A 19,603-nucleotide genomic window follows, 5' to 3' on the forward strand; every position below is an offset into this window, starting at 1 on the left:
TTCGTCGGTATTGTACCGAATTCGGATAGAGTTTTCCATCTAATCCTGCATTTTAGCACAGATTATTCAGTAAAAACCTGTTGTTGCGCATATTAGCATAGGCTGATTTTAACCTACAAGCAGGAAATTGTTTTCATTTGATATCATAGGGTTAAGTTTGATTATCGTGAATTGCGGCCGTCTGAAAAGCAGGTTTTCGCCGTTTTTTCTTTCCATTTTCGCGCGCCTGCCGGGAGTATAAGACGAATCAAAAATGCCTTAAATAAGGTCTCGCAACGCCATTAAACTCACTTTATTGCCCGCCCTTTCAGACGGCCTGACATAAGCGGGCAAATCAAACAAGGTTCTTTTTACCCCAAAAACTCTTTCAAAAACAGCAACACGCAGGCGAGTTCGTCGGCGGATTCGCGTTGGGTGCCGTTGCCGGTATGGCCGCCGCCGTCAGGCGAGTAGAGCCAAGATTGCGCCGAGGTTTCGCGCAGTTTGGCGTAGAACTTGAGCGCGTGGGCGGGATGGACGCGGTCGTCGCTGAGGCTGGTAGTAATGAGCGCAGGCGGATAATCGATGCCGTCTGAAAGATTGTGATACGGTGACAATTCGCCCAGCCAGCGTTTGCAGACTTCGTATTTTTGCGGATTGCCGTATTCGTCCGTCCAGCTTGAACCGGCGGACAGTAACGGATAACGGATCATGTCGGTCAGCGGCACTTCGCACACCAGCGCACCGATGCTTTGCGGTTCGCGCACGAAGGCGGCGGCGGTAATCAAACCGCCGTTGCTGCCGCCCTGCAAACCGATGTATTTGGGCGAACTCATGCCGCGTTCGGACAAATCGCGCACGACTGCCAGCAAATCGTCAACGCTTTTATGTTTGCTTACGCCTTGCGCCGCCTGATGCCAGCGCGGGCCGAATTCGCCGCCGCCGCGTATGTTCGCCAACACGAAGGCATTGCCCTCTTCCAGCCAATATTTGCCGACGCTGCCCAGATAATGCGGCAATTCGGGAATACCGAAACCGCCGTAGGCATAGACTAAGGTCGGCGTGTCGGGGGCGGCGTTTTTGCCGACGTGGAAATAAGGAATGCGCTCGCCGTCAGCCGAAGTCGTCCAAAACTGCTGCACGTTGATGCCGTCTGAATCGAACTGCTGCGGCTGACGGCGCATGACGGTCAGTTCCATCACGTTCAAATCCAATGCAAACAGCGTCAGCGGCGTGGTGAAATCGCTGGCGGCAAGGTAAACCACGTCGCCGCCCCACGGTTGGTCGGTCATTTCCAACGCACCCGAAGGCAGGCGCGGCAATTCGACTTCCTGCCATTTGCCGTCGCTAAAGCGCCATGCTTTCAGACGGCCTTGTACGTTCTCCAGCAGGCTCGCCACCACAAAACGCTTGGTCGTTTCCACGCTTTCCAATGCCTGTGTTTCATCGGGCGCAAACAAAAGCTGCGCCGCCCCGAGTTCGCCCCGATTCAGCTTCACCGCCACCAGCGCGCCGCTCGGATAGCTTTGGTTCGCACGGTTCCAGTCTTTGCGCAACGTCAGCAAAAGATGCCCCGCCAGATAGCCGACCACATCGCAATCATTGGGCAGGTTCAACGGTTTCGCCTCGCCTTCAGACGACACCTGCAAATAGGTTTTGGTGTAAAAACCGTCCGACGCTTCAATCAAATCAATCGGCGAACCCTGCGGATCGAGGTAACGCCACGCGTTCACCATCATGCCGTCTTCGCCGATTTGGTACACCGGCAGGCTTTCCTCAAAACTTTTGCCGCGCTCCACCAGCCACACCTCGCGTGGATAGCCCGATTCGGTCAACTGCCGCTCGTCCCAGGCCGGACACACCCACACGCTGTTTTCATCGCGCCACGACACATGGTTTTTGCCTGCCGGAAAGTGAAAACCGCCTTCTACCAATTCCCCTGCTTCCAAGTCCACTTCCAGCGTATAAGCCGTATCGCCGCCCGATTTACTCAAGGTCAACAGCGCACGGTTGGGCTTTTCCACCAAGTGCGACACGCCGCCCAAATATACATCGTCGCCGAGCAATTCGTCGAAATCCGCCACTGAAAACAGGATTTTCCACTCAGGATAGCCGGAACGGTACGTCGCCGCTGTACACACGCGGTACACGCCCTTCGGATATTCCGCGTCCTGATGGAAGTGGTACATCCGTGCGCGGTGTTCCTGACAAAACGGAATCTGCCGCGTATCCTGCATCTGCGCCAAAATGCCGTCAGACAATTCGCGTGCTTTGTCGTTTTCTAAAAAACGCGCACGCGTTTCAACATGCGCCGCGGCGGCGAAATTTTGCGTTTCGGGAGATTCGAGGTTTTCAAAATGGAGATAGGAATCGGGGTAGGATTTCATAGAAAAGGCCGTCTGAAAGATTGGGAAATGGGATTATAACGGCAAAATCAAAAAAGGCCGTCTGAAACCTGCGTTTCAGACGGCCTGAACATTCTTCAACTCAACGCCCGTATATTTTCCACAAACCTTCCTGCAAACCAAACGCAGGCTCGCCGTCTTGCGGTTGGGTGCGGACATAGCTGCCGTCAGGCTGCATCAGCCAAGCCTGGGTATTGTCTTCCAAAGCCATTTCCAAGCCTTCTCGGATCACGCGTTCTTTGAGTTCGGGCGTGGTAATCGGCGTGGCGACTTCAATGCGGCGGAAGAAGTTGCGCCCCATCCAGTCGGCGCTGGAGATAAAGGTATCATCTGCGCCGTTGTTATGGAAGCAATACACGCGCGAGTGTTCGAGTTGGCGGCCGATGATGGAGCGGACGCGGATGTTTTCGGACAAGCCTTTGACACCCGGGCGCAAAGTACACATACCGCGCACAATCAGGTCGATTTGCACGCCTGCCGCGCTGGCTTGATACAGCGCATCAATCACGCTCGGCTCGATGAGGGAGTTCATCTTGGCGGTAATCCGCGCCGGTTTGCCTGCTTTGGCGTGTTCGGTTTCCTGCTTGATGCGGTCGATAACCATTTTGTGCAGGGTAAACGGGCTTTGATAGAGCTTGTTCAGACGACCTGGCTTGCCCAAGCCTGTGATTTCCATAAACAAAGTATTCACATCGGCAGTGATTTGTTCGTCGGCGGTGATGATGCCGAAGTCGGTGTAGATGCGCGATGTGCCTTGGTGGTAGTTACCGGTACCGAGGTGGGCATAACGCTTGAGCACGCCGTCTTCGCGACGGATAACCAAAGCCATTTTGGCGTGGACTTTGTAGCCGAATACGCCGTACACGACGTGCGCGCCCGCCTCTTCGAGCTGTTTCGCCCAGTTGACGTTGTTGGCCTCGTCAAAACGCGCCATCAGTTCGACCACGACGGTAACTTGCTTACCCGCCAGCGCGGCCTTCATCAATGCGCGCACAAGCTCGGAATTGCTGCCGGTACGATAAATGGTCATTTTGACGGCCAACACATCCGGATCGGCTGCGGCCTCGCGTATCATTTGGACAACCGGATCAAACGACTGATACGGATGATGCAACAAAATCGGCGACTGTTTAACCAGTTTGAACACGGAACCGTTTTTGCGCAAGGCTTTCAGACGGCCTGCATTGCGCGGCGGAAACTTCAAATCCGGCCTGTCCACCAAATCGGGGACGGCATTGAGGCGCACCAAATTGACCGGCCCTTTGACCTGATACAGCTCGGCAGAGGTCAGCTTGAACTGGGCAAGCAGGAAGTCGTGAATATGCGCCGGACAAGTGTCTGCTACTTCCAAGCGCACACCGTCGCCGTATTCGCGGTCATGCAACTCGTTTTGAATCGCGGCACGCAGGTTTTTCAAATCTTCTTCATCGACCGTCAAATCACTGTCGCGCGTGAGGCGGAACTGATGGCAATCTTTAACCTTCATGCCGGGAAAGAGTTTGCCGACATGGGCGTGCAAAATCGAAGACAAGAACACAAAGCCTGCATCGCCGCCGCAAATTTCAGACGGCATGGGGACGACGCGCGGCAAAATGCGCGGAGCCTGCACAATCGCCATTCCTGACGGACGGCCGAACGCATCCGTGCCTTCAAGTTCGACGGCGAAGTTGAGCGATTTGTTTAACGGGCGCGGAAACGGGTGTGACGGATCAAGTCCAATGGGTGTGAGAATGGGCAACAGCTCGTTGTCGAAATAGTTCTCGATCCATTTTTTCTGCGCGGCCGTCCATTTGTGGCGGCGATAGAAATGAATGCCGGCGCGGCTGAGTGCAGGCTGCAATACTTTGTTAAACAGATCGTACTGCTCGCGGATCAAGGCCTGCGCCTCTTTCGCCACCGCTTCGATGGTTTCGGCCGCGGTTTTGCCGTTGTCGAGCAGCTGATGCGGACGCAATTTGTTTTCGCGTTTCAACCACGCCATGCGCACTTCAAAAAATTCGTCCAAATTGGAAGACACGATGCACAGGAAACGCAAACGTTCCAACAAAGGAACTTTCGTATCCTGCGCCTGAGCCAGTACACGGCGGTTAAACGCCAACAGGCTGAGTTCTCGGCAAAGAATGCGGTTTTGCTCGGGCATGGTTCACTCCTGAAACATCGGTCATTAAGACTATCAAGTATAACGTTTTGCCGCCGTTCCGTCAGGTTTCAGACGGCCTCGGCAGACAACCTCATCCCTATTTGAGGCAAGTCAAAGGGTTATCCGTTATTTTCTATGCCGAAACAGCGGTTTTTGCTATAATGCGCAGTTTAATGCAACCGCAATACCACTGCTAAAGGATAAGAAAATGGGCTTTTTGCAAGGCAAAAAAATTCTGATTACCGGCATGATCTCCGAGCGTTCCATCGCTTACGGCATCGCCAAAGCCTGCCGCGAACAAGGCGCGGAATTGGCATTTACTTATGTTGTCGACAAACTGGAAGAGCGCGTCCGTAAAATGGCGGCCGAACTCGGCTCCGAACTCGTGTTCCGCTGCGACGTTGCCAGCGACGACGAAATCAACCAAGTTTTCATTGACTTGGGCAAACATTGGGACGGCTTGGACGGCCTCGTTCACTCCATCGGTTTCGCCCCTAAAGAAGCTTTGAGCGGCGACTTCCTCGACAGCATCAGCCGCGAAGCGTTCAACACCGCTCACGAAATCTCCGCATACAGCCTGCCTGCGCTGGCCAAAGCCGCCCGTCCGATGATGCAGGGCCGCAACGCTGCCATCGTTGCCCTGAGCTACTTGGGCGCCGTTCGTGCCATTCCTAACTACAACGTTATGGGCATGGCCAAAGCCAGCCTCGAAGCTGGCATCCGCTTCACTGCCGCCTGTCTGGGTAAAGAAGGCATCCGCTGCAACGGCATCTCCGCAGGCCCGATCAAAACCCTGGCCGCTTCCGGCATCGCCGATTTAAGCAAACTCTTGGGCCACGTCGCTTCCCACAACCCATTGGGTCGCAACGTTACCACCGAAGAAGTCGGCAACACAGCCGCCTTCCTGCTGTCCGACCTCGCTTCCGGCATCACCGGCGAGATTACATACGTTGACGGCGGTTACAGCATCAACGCGCTGAACGACGAAGAGAACTAAACAGTTTTCACTCCAAACGCACTTTCATGATGAAAGTGCGTTTTTTATGGCCGTTACATTATGGTTTGAATAACTGCATGACAAAAAAGGCCGTCTGAAAGTCAAATACGAATTCGAAACATTATCTTTACAGGCTTTCAATGATTATGTTTTCAGCATTATTATATTATCATTCTACCTCAATTTGAAATTCCGATAGAGCATTGATTCTAAAGATAACATTCATGTTATCTGATACTTAGCTACTGATAAAAAGTGGTGTAAAAAAGTAACAGAAAAAATTCAGACGGCCTGTTTTTCATACAGAAGGCATAGAAGCAGGGCATTTTTGGCATAAAATACAAAATTTAACATTATTGAATTTTTCTTAACTAATAAAGCGTTAAGATGCCTGCCGATTAATTGAATCACATCTGATTTTGACTCAAACACATACAGGAGATTAATTATGTCAATCGCTTCAGAATTTAAAGAATTTATTATGCGTGGCAACGTTGTCGACCTCGCAGTCGGTATGGTTGTCGGTACAGCATTCAGCGGCATCGTCAAATCATTGGTTGACGATGTAATCATGCCTCCTATCGGTCTACTAATCGGCGGCGTTGATTTCTCCAACCTGTTCATCACCCTGAAAAACGGCGCACAAGCCGCTCCTGCAGAAGGTTACGCCAACCTGGCAGCCGCCCAAGCAGCCGGTGCCGTTACCCTGAACATCGGTCTGTTCATCAACACCGTGATCAGCTTCCTGATCATCGCCGCTGCCATCTTCTGCGTGGTTAAAGCCATCAACTCTGTGAAAAAAGCCGAAGCTCCTGCTGAAGAAGCACCGGCAGAGCCTAGCGAAGAAGTTCTGTTATTGCGCGAAATCCGTGATTCTCTGAACAAAAAATAATCACAATACCCAAACATACACACAAACTAAGGCCGTCTGAAACCATTTCAGACGGCCTTTTTTCATACCGATCTATTTATCGTCAAGCCCTTCCCATTGAAAGAATCACACCCCTCCCTTTCTCAGCAAGCTATCCTGCTTTTTAACCATGAAGCAACCACTCATGGCAAATATAGTGGATTAAATTTAAATCAGGACAAGGCGACAAAGCCGCAGACAGTACAGATAGTACGGCAAGGCGAGGCAACGCCGTACTGGTTTAAAGTTAATCCACTATACAAAAAATAAGTGGCTCACTCCCTCTCAACCAATAAAAAAGCCCGATGCGTTCAACATCGGGCTTTTAACTGGAAAACCAATCTTAGTCTTTGCGTGTTTCCACCAAAATCATTTCGACTGCTATGTCTTCCACTTCTACTTTAGGCACATCCGAACGGCGTGTTTTGGCAACCGGTTCGGGTTGCGGCTGCGCGGCAAAAGCGGCAACGGCTTGCGGATCGGTTTCAACAAAGATCAAATCGCCCAAACCTTCCGGCAAAACAGCGGCAACAGGAGCTGCTTCAGCTACGGCCTCAGTTTGCGTTGCCACAGTTTCAGTTGCCGCTTCAACCGGTTCTGCGACTTCTGCAACGGCTGTTTCATTCGGAGGCAATACTGCGGAAATGGCTTCTTTGACGTTGCTGACCGCAGAAGCCAACAAGGCTTGCTCGGCATCGGCGCTTTCGGTTTTCGCGACGGCAGGCTCGTCTTCGCTTTCAATGGCAAATACGAATGGCTCTGCGCTGGCAACTTCAGGCTCGGATACCACAATCACCAGCGGCTCGGCATGATCATCTTCCTGCGGCAAAGGCACATTTTCAGCTTCAACCGTTTCGTTCAAACCCAAAACATGCGCCACGGCAAAGAGGACTTTGTCGGCGGTGTCGGTAATGTTCAGGTATTGCTCGATTTTTGCTGAAGACGGAATATTGCGTTTTTTGCTGTTAGAACGGCGGTCGTTGCGGTTGTTGCGCTGACGGTTGTTGCGCTGACGGTTGTTGCAGTCGCGTCCTTGACGGCCGTTGTTTTTCACACCCTCTTCGCTGCGGGCGTTGTCGTCCGCTTCGACTTGCGCCTGTTCGCCATCGGCTTGAACGTTCACGTCCTCAACACGGTTTTCCGCAGGTTGATGACGGTTGCGCTCGTTGCGACTGTTGTTGCGGCGGCGTTTATTGCCGTTTTGTTCCGCTTGGTTTTCAGACGGCATCTCAGCCAGTGCAGCCACTTCTTGAACGTTTACGTCCTCAACCACTTCCTCAACACGGTTGCGCTCGTTATTGCGATCATCACGGCGGTTGTTACGGTTGCGGTTGCGGCGGGTGTCTTTACGCTCGTCGTTGCGGCTTTCGTTTGATTTGCTTTCTTCAAACTTGCTGTCGGCAGCTTCGGCATTCACTTCGCGCACTTCGACTTTGCTGCCGTCGTGTTTGTTGTTGCGGCGTGGATTTTGACGGCGGCTGTTTGAACGGCGGTTACTGTTTTGGCTGCGGTTGTTTGTAGTGCGTTTTTCAGCAGACTCTTGAGCAACTGCGGCAGGTGCAGGTGCAGGCTCACCGCCGAAAATGCGTTTCAACCAAGCTTTGAAGCTGTCCCACCAAGAGGCTTTTTTCTCAGGGGCGACAGTCGGTGCAGGCTGGGTATGGCGCACGCCTTTGACAGCTGGCTCAGGACGGGAAGCTTTGGCTTTTTCGCTGCCAAAAGGTTTGGCGGACTCGTCTTCTTCCGGCTCGGCGACGCGTTTGTAGCTCGGTTCGCCGTCTTCTTCTACGTCATCAATGCGGATGCGGTTGATTTCGTAGTGCGGATTTTCCAAGTGGATGTTTGGAATCAGGACGACGTTCACATCCAAGCGCTCTTCCATCGCAAACAGCTCGGCGCGTTTTTCGTTCAACAGGAAGGTAGCAACATCGACAGGCACTTGTGCGTGTACTTCACCGGTGTTGTCTTTCATTGCTTCTTCTTGAATGATGCGCAAAACGTGCAGGGCGGTGGATTCGATGCCGCGGATGACGCCGGTACCGGCACAGCGCGGACACGCAACATGGCTGCTTTCGCCCAAAGCCGGTTTCAAACGTTGACGGCTCAATTCCAAAAGGCCGAAACGCGAAAGTTTGCCCATTTGCACGCGGGCGCGGTCTTTTTTGAGCGCGTCGCGCAGGACGTTTTCAACATCGCGCTGGTGCTTGGGGTTTTCCATGTCGATGAAATCGATGACGACCAAACCGCCCAAGTCGCGCAGGCGCATTTGGCGGGCAACCTCTTCGGCGGCTTCCATATTGGTTTTGAACGCGGTGTCTTCGATGTCCGAGCCGCGTGTGGCGCGCGCAGAGTTGACGTCGATGGAAACCAGGGCTTCGGTGTGATCGATCACAATCGCGCCACCGGAAGGCAGGCTGACGCTGCGTGAGAACGCGCTTTCGATTTGGTGTTCAATTTGGAAGCGGGAGAACAGCGGCGTGTGGTCTTGATAGAGTTTCAGACGGCCTACATTGCTCGGCATGACATAGCTCATGAACTCGGCAACTTGGTCGTAAACTTCTTGATTGTCCACCAGAATTTCGCCGATGTCGGGACGGAAATAGTCGCGAATCGCACGAATCAGCAGCGAGCTTTCCATAAAGAGCAGGTAAGGGTCATGATGCGCTTTGCCTGCTTCTTCAATGGCTTGCCAGAGTTGCTTGAGGTAGTTCAAATCCCATTCCAACTCTTCCGCGCTGCGGCCGATGCCGGCAGTACGGGCAATGATGCTCATGCCGTTTGGAATATCGAGTTCGGCCATGGCGGCTTTCAACTCTTGACGCTCTTCGCCTTCGATACGGCGGGATACGCCGCCGCCGCGCGGGTTGTTCGGCATCAATACCAAATAGCGGCCGGCCAGGCTGATGAAGGTGGTCAGCGCCGCGCCTTTGTTGCCGCGTTCGTCTTTTTCGACTTGGACGATAACTTCCATGCCTTCTTTGAGCACGTCCTGAATACGCGCCCTGCCGCCTTCGTAGTCGCGGAAATATGAACGCGATACTTCCTTAAACGGCAAAAAGCCGTGGCGGTCGGTTCCGTAATCGACGAAACACGCTTCCAGCGACGGCTCGATGCGGGTAATGATACCTTTGTAGATATTGCCTTTACGCTGTTCTTTGCCCAGCGTTTCGATGTCCAAGTCCAAAAGGTTTTGGCCATCGACAATGGCAACGCGCAGCTCTTCGGCCTGCGTTGCGTTGAATAACATTCTTTTCATAGTCACCTCGTGAACAGCGGCCGTTTGATTTGTGAATATCTTTTTCAGACGGCCTGTCTGTCCGGTTGGCACTCTTCAAAGGCAAGATGGGAAAATCCCCGTGTAACCAGTATTTGATTTGAAATCCGCAAGGTTGCATGCTTGAACTCAAGCCATGTGCGGACGGATTCGGATAAAGAAGGAAATAAAGAACAATGCGGCGGAAAGGTTGATGGTTCCGCTGCCGTCCGAATGCTGATGCTTCGGACAAAATTAAGGCAGCCTACATCTTCTTATTATCGTAGCGCCGGTAATTTCGGACGGTGCTGCGCGGACTGCGTCTTACGCCCGGCCGGACGGCAGGTTCAATTCAAACTTAATTACGGGATTGCGTTTGCCGGCTTTGAACAAACACAAGGAAATGCTTTGCGGAGTGCGTTTTTAATATAAAATCTCGTTTTAACAATAAATCCGTTTCAGACGGCCTGCGACGGCAGGTTCGAGTCCCGAAACGGACGTTTGGGATTATAGAGAAAATGCACGCAATACGCAAAGATTCAGTCAGCCTGATTGCCGTTGCCGAACACGAGGAAGGCCAACGCCTTGATAACTATCTGATAAAAATCCTCAAAGGCGTCCCGAAAAGCCATATCCACCGCATTATCCGCGCCGGCGAAGTGCGGCTGAACAAAAAACGCTGCAAACCCGACAACCGTATTCAGGCAGGCGATACCGTCCGCATTCCGCCGATACGCATCGCCGAAAAACAAAGGCCGTCTGAAAGCCAGGCCGCGCCTGCGCGCGAATTTGACATCGTTTATGAAGACGATGCGCTTTTGGTCATCAACAAACCGTCCGGCGTTGCCGTCCACGGCGGCAGCGGCGTGAGCTTCGGCGTCATCGAACAAATTCGCCGCGCCCGTCCCGAAGCACGTTATCTCGAACTCGTCCACCGCCTCGACAAAGACACCAGCGGCCTCTTGATGATTGCCAAAAAACGCAGCGCCTTGGTGAAACTGCACGAAGCCATCCGCAACGACCATCCGAAAAAAATCTATCTCGCGCTGGGTGTCGGCAGGCTGCCGAACGACCGCTTCCACGTCAAGCTCCCCCTGTTCAAATACACCGGCGCACAAGGCGAAAAAATGGTACGCGTCAGCGAAGACGGCCAATCCGCCCACACCATCTTCCGCGTGTTAAACCGTTTTTCAGACGGCCTTTTGCACCAAGTCGGCCTATCCGACCTGACCTTTGTCGAAGCCACCCTGAAAACCGGCCGCACCCACCAAATCCGCGTCCACCTGCAATCGCAAGACTGCCCCATTGCCGGCGACGAACGCTACGGCGACTATCAAGCCAACAAACGCCTGCAGAAACTCGGTTTGAAAAGAATGTTCCTGCACGCCTCCGAGCTGCACCTCGCCCATCCACTGACTGGCGAAAAACTGATTCTGAAAGCCCCCCTGCCGCAAGAATTGGCGCAATTTGTTTTAATGTTGGAAAATCAGGAAAAGGCCGTCTGAAAGGAAACCCATGAAACCCAAACTCATCATTTTCGACTGGGACGGCACGCTTGCCGACACCACCAACCCCATCATCCACACCTTTCAACAAAGCTTTGCCGATTGCGGCCTGCCTGTTCCCGAAGCCGACCAAATCCGCCCACTCATCGGATACAGCCTCTCCGGCATCATCCGCCGCCTTGCCCACAACGTCAGCGAACACGTTCAGGAAACCCTGATTGAGACCTATGCCGCGCACTACCTCAATCCCAACAATCACAACATGACCCTGTTCCCCGAAGCCCTGCCCTGCCTGCACCGCTTGGAGCAACAAGGCTATTGGCTTGCAGTAGCGACCGGCAAGGGTCGGAGCGGCTTGGACAAAGCCATCGCACAAACCGACACCCAAGCCTTTTGGCTAGAAACCGCCTGCGCTAGCGAATATCCGTCCAAACCCGCGCCCGACATGGTACTTGCCCTCTGCGACCGACTGGGTGTTGAGCCGGAAGAGGCCGTCGTCGTCGGCGACACCACCCACGACCTAGAAATGGCCGCCAATGCCAAAATCCGCGCCATCGCCGTCACTACCGGTGCACATACCTCCAAACAGCTTTCCTCCATGCCCCATGTCGCCATGCTCAACAGCTTGGCCGAATTGCCTGATGTATTGGAAACCTTATAAAAGGCTATGCAACATCTATATTAAAGGCCGTCTGAAACCTACTTTCAGACGGCCTTTAATTTGTTTTATCGATCTGAGCGCACCCTGACAAATGTTGCAAATTTCGGCGTTCCCTTTTGCGTAAAACCACGATAACGGTAAGTAATCAGCGCACCGATTTTCGGGGGATGGTCGCGGTCCTTATCCTTAAAACCGCTGCCGATACGAAACTCGCCATATTGGTTTTTACACCCGACCGCACCCAAACGCCCGACATTGCGCCCTTTGCCCTCATAATGACGCGTTACCGTACATTCATCATCATATTCACTTTTCAGCTTCAACAGCTGCCCATTTCTACCGCTTGCATAACGGGCTTCAGGTTGACGCAGCATCACCCCTTCCCCACCCAGCGCTTCAACTTGTTTCAAAAAATCCAAAGCATGCTGTTTGTCGCGCACCTTGACTTGCGGAATAACCGTAAACCGTGCCGACGGGTGTGATTTCAGCCATTTCGAAGCCATTTCCAGCCGCTGATACAGATTACCCTGCGCCTGCGGCACATCAAAAACATGCAAACGGATACCGTCCCAATTTCCCGAGGCAGAACGCACCGTCGCGGAAATTTGCTCAAACCGCCCTCGTCCGCTGTACAACTCGCCATCCATCGGAAACGGCGGAAAACCTGCTGTAAAACCTTTGGGCGGTGTAAACGCATAGCCCTGACGACTGACCAGCTGCCTGCCGTCCCAATACGCGCGCACGCCATCCAACTTTTCACTCATGGCCCAACCGGCAATATCTTGATTTTTATATTCCTGCGCCAACAACAAATCTGCACCAAACGCCGCAGAGATGAAAGAAGCCGCAAAAATCGGTATCTCTGTAAACCTTTATACCCATTCATAGCTCGTATTTAAGATATAAAGGTGTTATACGGTATTCTATAGAACTGTGTCAACAGGATGGACATGTGAGTTTTGTGAAAACACAGTTTTATCGTTACAATTTGACATCCCCCATGATTTCATGAATACTGTAAATAAGCAGTACCAAAGATTGGAGGAATTATTATGAGTGGTTCAAGCAAATTTTTCTTTATTTTATCGGGTATTTTAAGCATTATCCTGGGGATATTCTTACTCTTAAATCCCGTTATTAATCTCATGGCTTTTGCCTGGCTATTTTCTATTATCTTTTTTGTCAGTGCAGTCAGCTCCATTATAAATTATTTTATGTTACCCCCTGAATTGCGTAGCGGCTGGTATCTCATCAGCGGTATTATCAATGCTCTATTCGGTATCTTTCTCGTATGCGGCGGATTTGCATTCCTACCGTTAGTATTCCCGATCACAATCGGCATCTGGATGGTAATCGATGCTATCATCATTTTCATTAAATCAAGAAAGTCCGACAGCATGGTATCACTCATGGGACGTAATGCAAAATGGCTTGCACTAATTCTTTTACTATTAGGCCTATTACTCATATTCCAGCCGATTGCTTCCGGTGAGGTATTTATCTACTTTATCGCTTTCGGTTTCTTATTTGACGGAATTTATTCCATCGGTGAGGCTTTTAAAAAATAGAATATAACTAAATAATTACACTATAAGATCGACCAGGTACTGCCAAATAGCTGTCATAAATTACGATGTCTATTTCGTATTTGTGGCAGCTATTTTATTTGTTTTGGCTAGCCGTCATGGTAAATGTATTCGCCTACTACATTTGCAAGCGGTTAGACGCTTTTCTAGCTCTTTTATTTAGCAACTAGCCCAAAACGCTCTAACATTAGCGTAATATGGTTCGCATTACATTATTCATAAGACACTTTTCCAGACTTGCTTTTTTATTATATATGCATAATAACAAAAGGCCGTCTGAAATGTAAACAACATTAAATAAGCATTCCCTAGGAACACCCATGGCACTCCAATTTGAAATCAATGCCGTTACCCCCTTCCGTCAAAACTGCACGTTGATTTGGGATGATGAAACCAAAGAAGCCGTGTTGGCCGATGTCGGCGGCGACGTCCCTTATTTATTGCAACAAATCCAAAGCAAAGGCCTCAAGCTGACCGCCATTTGGCTGACCCACGGCCATCTTGACCACGCAGGCGGCGTGGTTGAACTTTTGAAAACCTGCGACGTACCCGTTCTCGGTCCGCACAAAGACGACGAATTCCTGCTCCAAGCCCTTCCGCAAACAACGGCGCAATACGGCTTCCCTGTTTCTCCGTCATTCACGCCGACACGCTGGCTGGAAGAAGGGGAAACGCTCAAAGTCGGCAACCATAGCTTCCAAGTCCTCCACATTCCCGGCCACACCCCCGGCCAAGTCGTTTTTTATAATGCTGAAAACGGACTTTTAGTCGCAGGCGATGTTTTATTTTATGAGACCGTTGGTCGCACAGATTTTCCGCGCGGCAATCATGATGACCTCATAAACAATATCTGCGCTAAACTATTAACCCTGCCCGAAACCACGCAAGTTATCGCCGGACACGGCCGCATGACCACTATCGGGCATGAGAAAAGGTACAATCCGTTTCTGGTTCGTTAATATGAATGTTGTATAAAGCCAACATTCTGACATACTCAAATTATGCGTATAAAGGAAAACTGGCATACAATTTGCAGGGATAACACCCGAAAGATTAAGTACCTAATCTCCGGCAAATGCCAAAAAGAACTAAAGCACAAAGATAACAAGGTATTACGCAATACAACCTGATTTATCGAAAACCGGACATCTCTAAACCCCAAGCCTGACTCGCAGTGAAATTGTTACAAAGTGACAATAAATGTCAGTCAGGCCGTCTGAACGGTTCTGCCGACTCAGGCGGATACAACGGAGATGAGGCGCAATGCCCTGCCGGAATGTGCCGATGTTCTGTTTGTCAAACCGTCGGGTACATCTTTAAGAAGCACAACATTATTTGGGTAAACCGGCAAACTCGCTGCCGGCACTAACAGGCCGTCTGAAAAGTTCGGCTGGTAAAATCAATAAAAGGATTATCAAATGAAAAAAATCGCAAAAGTGGGCTTCGTCCTGCTGGCTACCGGCCTGCTGGCCGCCTGTGCTACTAAGAGCAAAATCACTCCTGAAGGCACTACCGACGAGCCACGCTTCCCTAAACCTTACTCTCTGACCTTCAACAAAGACCGTGGTACATTCCCGACTTTTGACGAGTTGGATCAAATGCGTCCTGGTCTGACCAAAGACGACATCTACAAAATCCTCGGCCGTCCTCACTACGACGAAGGCATGGTTGGCGTGCGTGAATGGGACTACCTGTTCCACTTCTACACCCCAGGCGTAGGAGTTGACCCTGAAAACACTTCCGGCGTTGAAGGCATCACTACTTGTCAATACAAAGTGATCTTCGACAAAGACAAATTTGCACGCAGCTTCTTCTGGAATCCAGTATTCCCTAAAGATGCCGTATGTCCTCCTCCAGCACCTAAACAAGAGCCTCAAGTGATCATCCGCGAGATCATTAAAGAAGCTCCTAAACGCATCCGTCAATAAGGACAAATTTGAAACGGATCCTATTGGGTATAGCCTTGGCAGCAGGTCTGAATTCTTTGGCCGCTGCCGATGCTGTCAGCGACTATATCCAACGCAAAAAAGTTGTGGTCAATACAGCCAAGGCGGAGCTTTGCTTTGCCGATGACGGTCAGTGCCATCCGGTATTGATCGGCAAGACCACGCCGAAAGGCAAATTCAATATGACGCCGATGATGACCAGCAAACCGGGTTACGGTGGCGAGGTTATCGGCTTCAAAGAAGAAAATGACTTTTTGTTTGCGTTACACCGGGTATGGACGCTCAAGCCGCAGGAAAGGCGCATGGAACGCATCGCCTCTCCCAATGTGGCCGACCGCATCATAACCAATGGTTGTATCAACGTACAAAATAATGTGTACGAAAAACTGCGTCAGTATTTCATTCTGGAAATCATCTGATGTAAGTCAGTCAAACAAAGGCCGTCTGAAACTTTTCAGACGGCCTTTCTTCTCAAACGAAAACTCAACAGCATTTGCTTGCTCCGTCAGTACCAAACGAAGAATATTTGACCGCTTCCTCCTCAATTCATCCTCAAGCCATATCACTTTTTACCATATCCAAAGAACCAACGGTTATTTATGCCGTTTTCCGCCCAATGCTAGAATCGCGCGTTTATATATCGGCCCGCCGAGAAATCAAATAAATAATATAGCGGCAGAAATAGCTTTTATTCCCTGCCCCTTACACACACAAACATCATGACCGATTCTTCTGCCAAATTACCCAATTTGTGGCTGCTGATTGCCGCTGCCGCCTCCATCCTGCTGATTACCATCGGCATGAGGATGACTTTAGGGCTTTTTGTCCTGCCCGTTGTCAACTCGACCGAATTGAGCATGACCCAGTTCAGCCTGATTATTGCCGTTTTCCAATTGATGTGGGGCATATCGCAACCCTTGTCCGGCGCGTTGGCCGACCGTTTCGGCGCGTTTAAAGTTTTAGCCGGCGGTACGGTTCTATTGATTGCCGCGTGTCTGATGGTGCCGCAAATGCCGACTTATTGGGGACTGATGCTGGGTATCGGTTTATTGTTGGCATTCGGTACGGGTTCGGGCGGATTTTCCATCATTATGGGACAGGTCGCCGCCAAAACGCCGCCTCATCGGCGCGGCTTGGCTTCCGGCCTGGTCAATGCAGGCGGGTCCGCAGGGCAATTTTTGTTCGCGCCGCTGGTTCAAGGTTTGATTGCCCTGCCCCACGTCGGCTGGACGGGGACATTTTATGTCTGGGCAGTCATTGCCATCTTGATTTTGCCGATTTCTTGGTGGTTGGCCGGCGGCAAACATGCTGCTCATACCGTCCATACCGATGACGGCAGCCAAACCCTGAAGCAGGCCGTCTGCAAGGCTTTCGCCAACCGCAGCTATATCTTGCTGCATTTGGGTTTCTTTACCTGCGGTTTCCACATCGCCTTTTTGGTTACCCACCTGCCGACCGAAATTTCACTTTGCGGCCTCCCTGCTACGGTCGCTTCGACCTCCATTGCCATTATTGGTTTGGCAAACATCGCCGGCTGTATTTTTTCAGGCTGGTGTACCGGCAGATTTTTGGGCAAATACGTCCTCTTCGGTTTATATGCTTCGCGTGTCGCCATGATATTGATTTATCTGGCCGCACCTAAAACCGATTTGAACTTCTATCTTTTCGCCGCCGGACTCGGTTTCACTTGGCTGGCAACCGTCGCCCCCACCGCCGCCATTACCGGCAAACTTTTCGGCACGCGCTACTTGGCCACCCTCTTCGGGTTGACCATGTTGAGCCACCAAATCGGCGGCTTTTTAGGTTCGTACATCGGCGGCATCGTCATCACGCGTTTCAACGATTACGGCTGGATGTGGTACGCCGACGCAGTCTTGGCCGGTGCGGCCGCCCTGTTGAATTTACTGATTCATGAACGGAAAGTGGCTGCCGCCTGACACGGAAACTTTGATATTTTAAGGCCGTCTGAAACGTTTCAGACGGCCTTTGCCTTATTCCATTTTTTGTGTTTTATCCACAATCGATATTCCTATCCATTATTTAACACTCCCTTACAAACCCGTTAAAATACTGCCTTTATTATGCTGATTGTCTGACTCTGATGAACTGGTCTTATCTGATCGATGCCATCCCCAAATTCGTCGATGCGGCAAAGCTGACGCTGGAATTGTCGGTATATGGCGTCGTTTTGTCGTTGCTGTTCGGCCTGCCCGTTGCCGTGGTTACGGCATACCGCATCCGCCCCTTCTACGCATTGGCACGCGCCTATATCGAGCTGTCGCGCAATACGCCCCTGCTGATCCAATTGTTTTTCCTGTATTACGGCCTGCCGAAAATGGGCATTAAATGGGACGGTTTCACCTGCGGCGTAATCGCACTGGTTTTCTTGGGCGCAAGCTACATGGCGGAAGCCATCCGTGCCGGTATTCTGGCCGTCCCCAAAGGGCAGATCGAAGCGGGCAAGGCCATCGGTTTGAGCCGCTTTCAAGTGTTCCGCTATGTCGAATTGCCCCAGGCATGGGCGGTCGCCGTTCCCGCCATTGGCGCAAACGTATTGTTTTTGATGAAAGAAACATCTATCGTCAGCGCGGTCGGCATTGCGGAATTGTTGTTCGTTACCAAAGACATCATCGGCATGGACTACAAAACCAACGAAGCCTTGTTCCTGCTGTTTGCCAGCTACCTGATCATCCTTCTGCCCGTTTCGCTTCTGGCGCGCTGGGCCGAAAACCGCGTACGGAGTGCAAAATATGGTGTTTGACTGGCTGTTTGAAGGACAAAACGCGGCACGCTTGGGCGAAGGCCTGTTGCTGACGGCGCAGATTTCCCTGGCCTCCGTTGCCGCCTCCTGCGTATTGGGTACGCTGTTCGGCTTGGTTTTGCGTTCGCGCAACCGGCTCATCCGCTTTATCGGACGGTTTTATCTCGAAACCATCCGAATCGTGCCGATTTTGGTGTGGCTGTTCGGCCTGTATTTCGGCCTATCTGTCTGGACAGGCATCCACATCGACGGATTTTGGGTTTGTGTCTGGGTATTTACCATGTGGGGCATCGCCGAAATGGGCGATTTGGTCCGCGGCGCATTGGAATCGATTGAAAAACACCAGGTCGAATCAGGCCTGGCACTCGGCTTGAGCCGCGGGCAGGTATTCCGCTACATCGAGCTGCCGCAAAGCATCCGCCGCGTATTGCCCGGCGCCGTCAATCTGTTTACGCGCATGATCAAAACCAGCTCGCTCGCCTCCCTTATCGGCGTCATCGAAGTCGTCAAAGTCGGCCAGCAAATCATCGAAAACTCGCTGCTGACGCAACCCAATGCTTCATTTTGGGTTTACGGCCTGATTTTTATGCTGTATTTCTTCTGTTGCTGGCCGCTGTCGCTGCTGGCGGCAAAACTTGAACAAAAATGGGAACACTGACATGGCTTTACTGAGCATCCGCAACCTGCACAAACAATACGGCAACGTAACCGCCATTCAATCCTTAGACTTGGACTTGGAAAAAGGCGAAGTCATCGTACTGCTGGGCCCGTCCGGCTGCGGCAAATCCACCCTCCTGCGCTGCGTCAACGGTTTGGAACCGCACAAAGGCGGCAGCATCGTGATGGACGGTATCGGTGAATTCGGCAAAGACGTTTCCTGGCAAACCGCCCGGCAAAAAGTCGGCATGGTCTTTCAAAGCTATGAACTGTTTGCCCACATGACCGTCATCGAAAACATCCTCTTAGGCCCGGTGAAAGTACAAAACCGCAACCGTGCCGAAGCAGAGGCACAAGCCGACAAACTGTTGGAACGCGTCGGCCTGCTCGACCGCAAAAACGCCTATCCGCGCGAACTCTCCGGCGGCCAGAAACAACGCATCGCCATTGTCCGCGCCCTGTGCCTGAATCCGGAAGTCATCCTGCTGGACGAAATCACCGCCGCACTCGACCCCGAAATGGTGCGCGAAGTCTTGGAAGTGGTTTTAGAACTCGCCCGCGAAGGCATGAGCATGCTCATCGTAACCCATGAAATGGGGTTTGCCCACAAAGTTGCCGACCGCATCGTCTTCATGGACAAAGGCGGCATCGTCGAATCGACCGACCCCGAAACCTTCTTCTCCGCCCCCAAAAGCGAACGCGCCCGCCAATTCTTGGCAGGCATGGACTACTGATTTTATTTTCAGGTCGTCCGAACCCTTTTTCAGACAGCCTCCACTTTCAACCAAACATTTGAAAAGGAA

16 protein-coding genes and 1 pseudogene are annotated in these 19,603 nt (G+C 51.6%); 13 read left to right on the top strand and 4 right to left on the bottom strand.

Annotated features, from left to right (window positions below; all coding sequences use genetic code 11):
• Positions 1–350 precede the first annotated feature (350 nt).
• The gene (locus ACTHUF_RS04885) at positions 351–2,366 is read right to left on the bottom strand and encodes a prolyl oligopeptidase family serine peptidase (RefSeq protein WP_440407274.1); all 2,016 of its coding nucleotides are present in this window, start codon (positions 2,364–2,366) and stop codon (positions 351–353) included.
• A 100-nt stretch (positions 2,367–2,466) separates the two neighbouring features.
• On the bottom strand, positions 2,467–4,524 hold the full coding sequence (ppk1, locus tag ACTHUF_RS04890) for a polyphosphate kinase 1 (protein WP_101755779.1): 2,058 nt from the start codon (positions 4,522–4,524) through the stop codon (positions 2,467–2,469).
• A gap of 208 nt (positions 4,525–4,732) precedes the next feature.
• On the opposite strand from ppk1, the gene fabI reads away from it, so the two are divergent.
• From fabI to ACTHUF_RS04905, 3 genes and pseudogenes are all read left to right on the top strand, one after another.
• Positions 4,733–5,521 (top strand): enoyl-ACP reductase FabI, encoded by a 789-nt coding sequence (gene fabI / locus ACTHUF_RS04895; RefSeq protein ID WP_049332846.1) that lies wholly within the window; start codon positions 4,733–4,735, stop codon positions 5,519–5,521.
• A gap of 448 nt (positions 5,522–5,969) precedes the next feature.
• On the top strand, positions 5,970–6,413 hold the full coding sequence (mscL, locus tag ACTHUF_RS04900; protein WP_440407275.1) for a large conductance mechanosensitive channel protein MscL: 444 nt from the start codon (positions 5,970–5,972) through the stop codon (positions 6,411–6,413).
• Between the two features lie 168 nt (positions 6,414–6,581).
• Positions 6,582–6,692 (top strand): annotated as a pseudogene (locus tag ACTHUF_RS04905) (IS5/IS1182 family transposase); the annotation flags it as partial.
• An 82-nt stretch (positions 6,693–6,774) separates the two neighbouring features.
• Here ACTHUF_RS04905 and ACTHUF_RS04910 read toward each other — a convergent pair.
• The gene (locus tag ACTHUF_RS04910; RefSeq protein ID WP_440407276.1) at positions 6,775–9,687 is read right to left on the bottom strand and encodes an Rne/Rng family ribonuclease; all 2,913 of its coding nucleotides are present in this window, start codon (positions 9,685–9,687) and stop codon (positions 6,775–6,777) included.
• 515 nt (positions 9,688–10,202) lie between these two features.
• Here ACTHUF_RS04910 and ACTHUF_RS04915 point away from each other — a divergent pair.
• On the top strand, positions 10,203–11,189 hold the full coding sequence (locus ACTHUF_RS04915; RefSeq protein WP_049335826.1) for an RluA family pseudouridine synthase: 987 nt from the start codon (positions 10,203–10,205) through the stop codon (positions 11,187–11,189).
• Between the two features lie 10 nt (positions 11,190–11,199).
• A complete protein-coding gene (locus ACTHUF_RS04920; RefSeq protein WP_440407277.1) occupies positions 11,200–11,850 on the top strand; it encodes an HAD-IA family hydrolase in 651 nt (216 codons plus the stop codon).
• 65 nt (positions 11,851–11,915) lie between these two features.
• On the opposite strand, the gene ACTHUF_RS04925 is transcribed toward ACTHUF_RS04920, so the two are convergent.
• Entirely contained in the window at positions 11,916–12,710 is a 795-nt protein-coding gene (locus ACTHUF_RS04925) for a DNA ligase (protein WP_049344975.1), read from the bottom strand.
• A 192-nt stretch (positions 12,711–12,902) separates the two neighbouring features.
• On the opposite strand from ACTHUF_RS04925, the gene ACTHUF_RS04930 reads away from it, so the two are divergent.
• The 8 genes from ACTHUF_RS04930 to ACTHUF_RS04965 all read left to right on the top strand — a co-directional run bounded on the left by ACTHUF_RS04930 (position 12,903) and on the right by ACTHUF_RS04965 (position 19,534).
• Positions 12,903–13,418, top strand: a complete 516-nt coding sequence (locus ACTHUF_RS04930) for a DUF308 domain-containing protein (RefSeq protein WP_049344974.1) — start codon at positions 12,903–12,905, stop codon at positions 13,416–13,418.
• 338 nt (positions 13,419–13,756) lie between these two features.
• Positions 13,757–14,395 (top strand): MBL fold metallo-hydrolase, encoded by a 639-nt coding sequence (locus tag ACTHUF_RS04935; RefSeq protein WP_049344973.1) that lies wholly within the window; start codon positions 13,757–13,759, stop codon positions 14,393–14,395.
• 459 nt (positions 14,396–14,854) lie between these two features.
• On the top strand, positions 14,855–15,364 hold the full coding sequence (locus ACTHUF_RS04940) for an outer membrane protein assembly factor BamE (protein WP_004519039.1): 510 nt from the start codon (positions 14,855–14,857) through the stop codon (positions 15,362–15,364).
• 8 nt (positions 15,365–15,372) lie between these two features.
• On the top strand, positions 15,373–15,801 hold the full coding sequence (locus ACTHUF_RS04945; protein WP_036492127.1) for a hypothetical protein: 429 nt from the start codon (positions 15,373–15,375) through the stop codon (positions 15,799–15,801).
• Between the two features lie 300 nt (positions 15,802–16,101).
• On the top strand, positions 16,102–17,319 hold the full coding sequence (locus ACTHUF_RS04950) for an MFS transporter (protein ID WP_440407278.1): 1,218 nt from the start codon (positions 16,102–16,104) through the stop codon (positions 17,317–17,319).
• 164 nt (positions 17,320–17,483) lie between these two features.
• The gene (locus tag ACTHUF_RS04955; RefSeq protein WP_003748035.1) at positions 17,484–18,143 is read left to right on the top strand and encodes an amino acid ABC transporter permease; all 660 of its coding nucleotides are present in this window, start codon (positions 17,484–17,486) and stop codon (positions 18,141–18,143) included.
• Positions 18,133–18,801 (top strand): amino acid ABC transporter permease, encoded by a 669-nt coding sequence (locus ACTHUF_RS04960; protein ID WP_049344971.1) that lies wholly within the window; start codon positions 18,133–18,135, stop codon positions 18,799–18,801. The genes ACTHUF_RS04955 and ACTHUF_RS04960 overlap by 11 nt, the downstream gene beginning before the upstream one ends.
• Before the next feature lies 1 nt (position 18,802).
• On the top strand, positions 18,803–19,534 hold the full coding sequence (locus ACTHUF_RS04965) for an amino acid ABC transporter ATP-binding protein (RefSeq protein ID WP_440407279.1): 732 nt from the start codon (positions 18,803–18,805) through the stop codon (positions 19,532–19,534).
• The last annotated feature ends 69 nt before the right edge of the window (positions 19,535–19,603 follow it).

The sequence above is a fragment of the Neisseria sp. P0024.S006 genome, assembly GCF_051956595.1.
GTDB lineage: Bacteria > Pseudomonadota > Gammaproteobacteria > Burkholderiales > Neisseriaceae > Neisseria.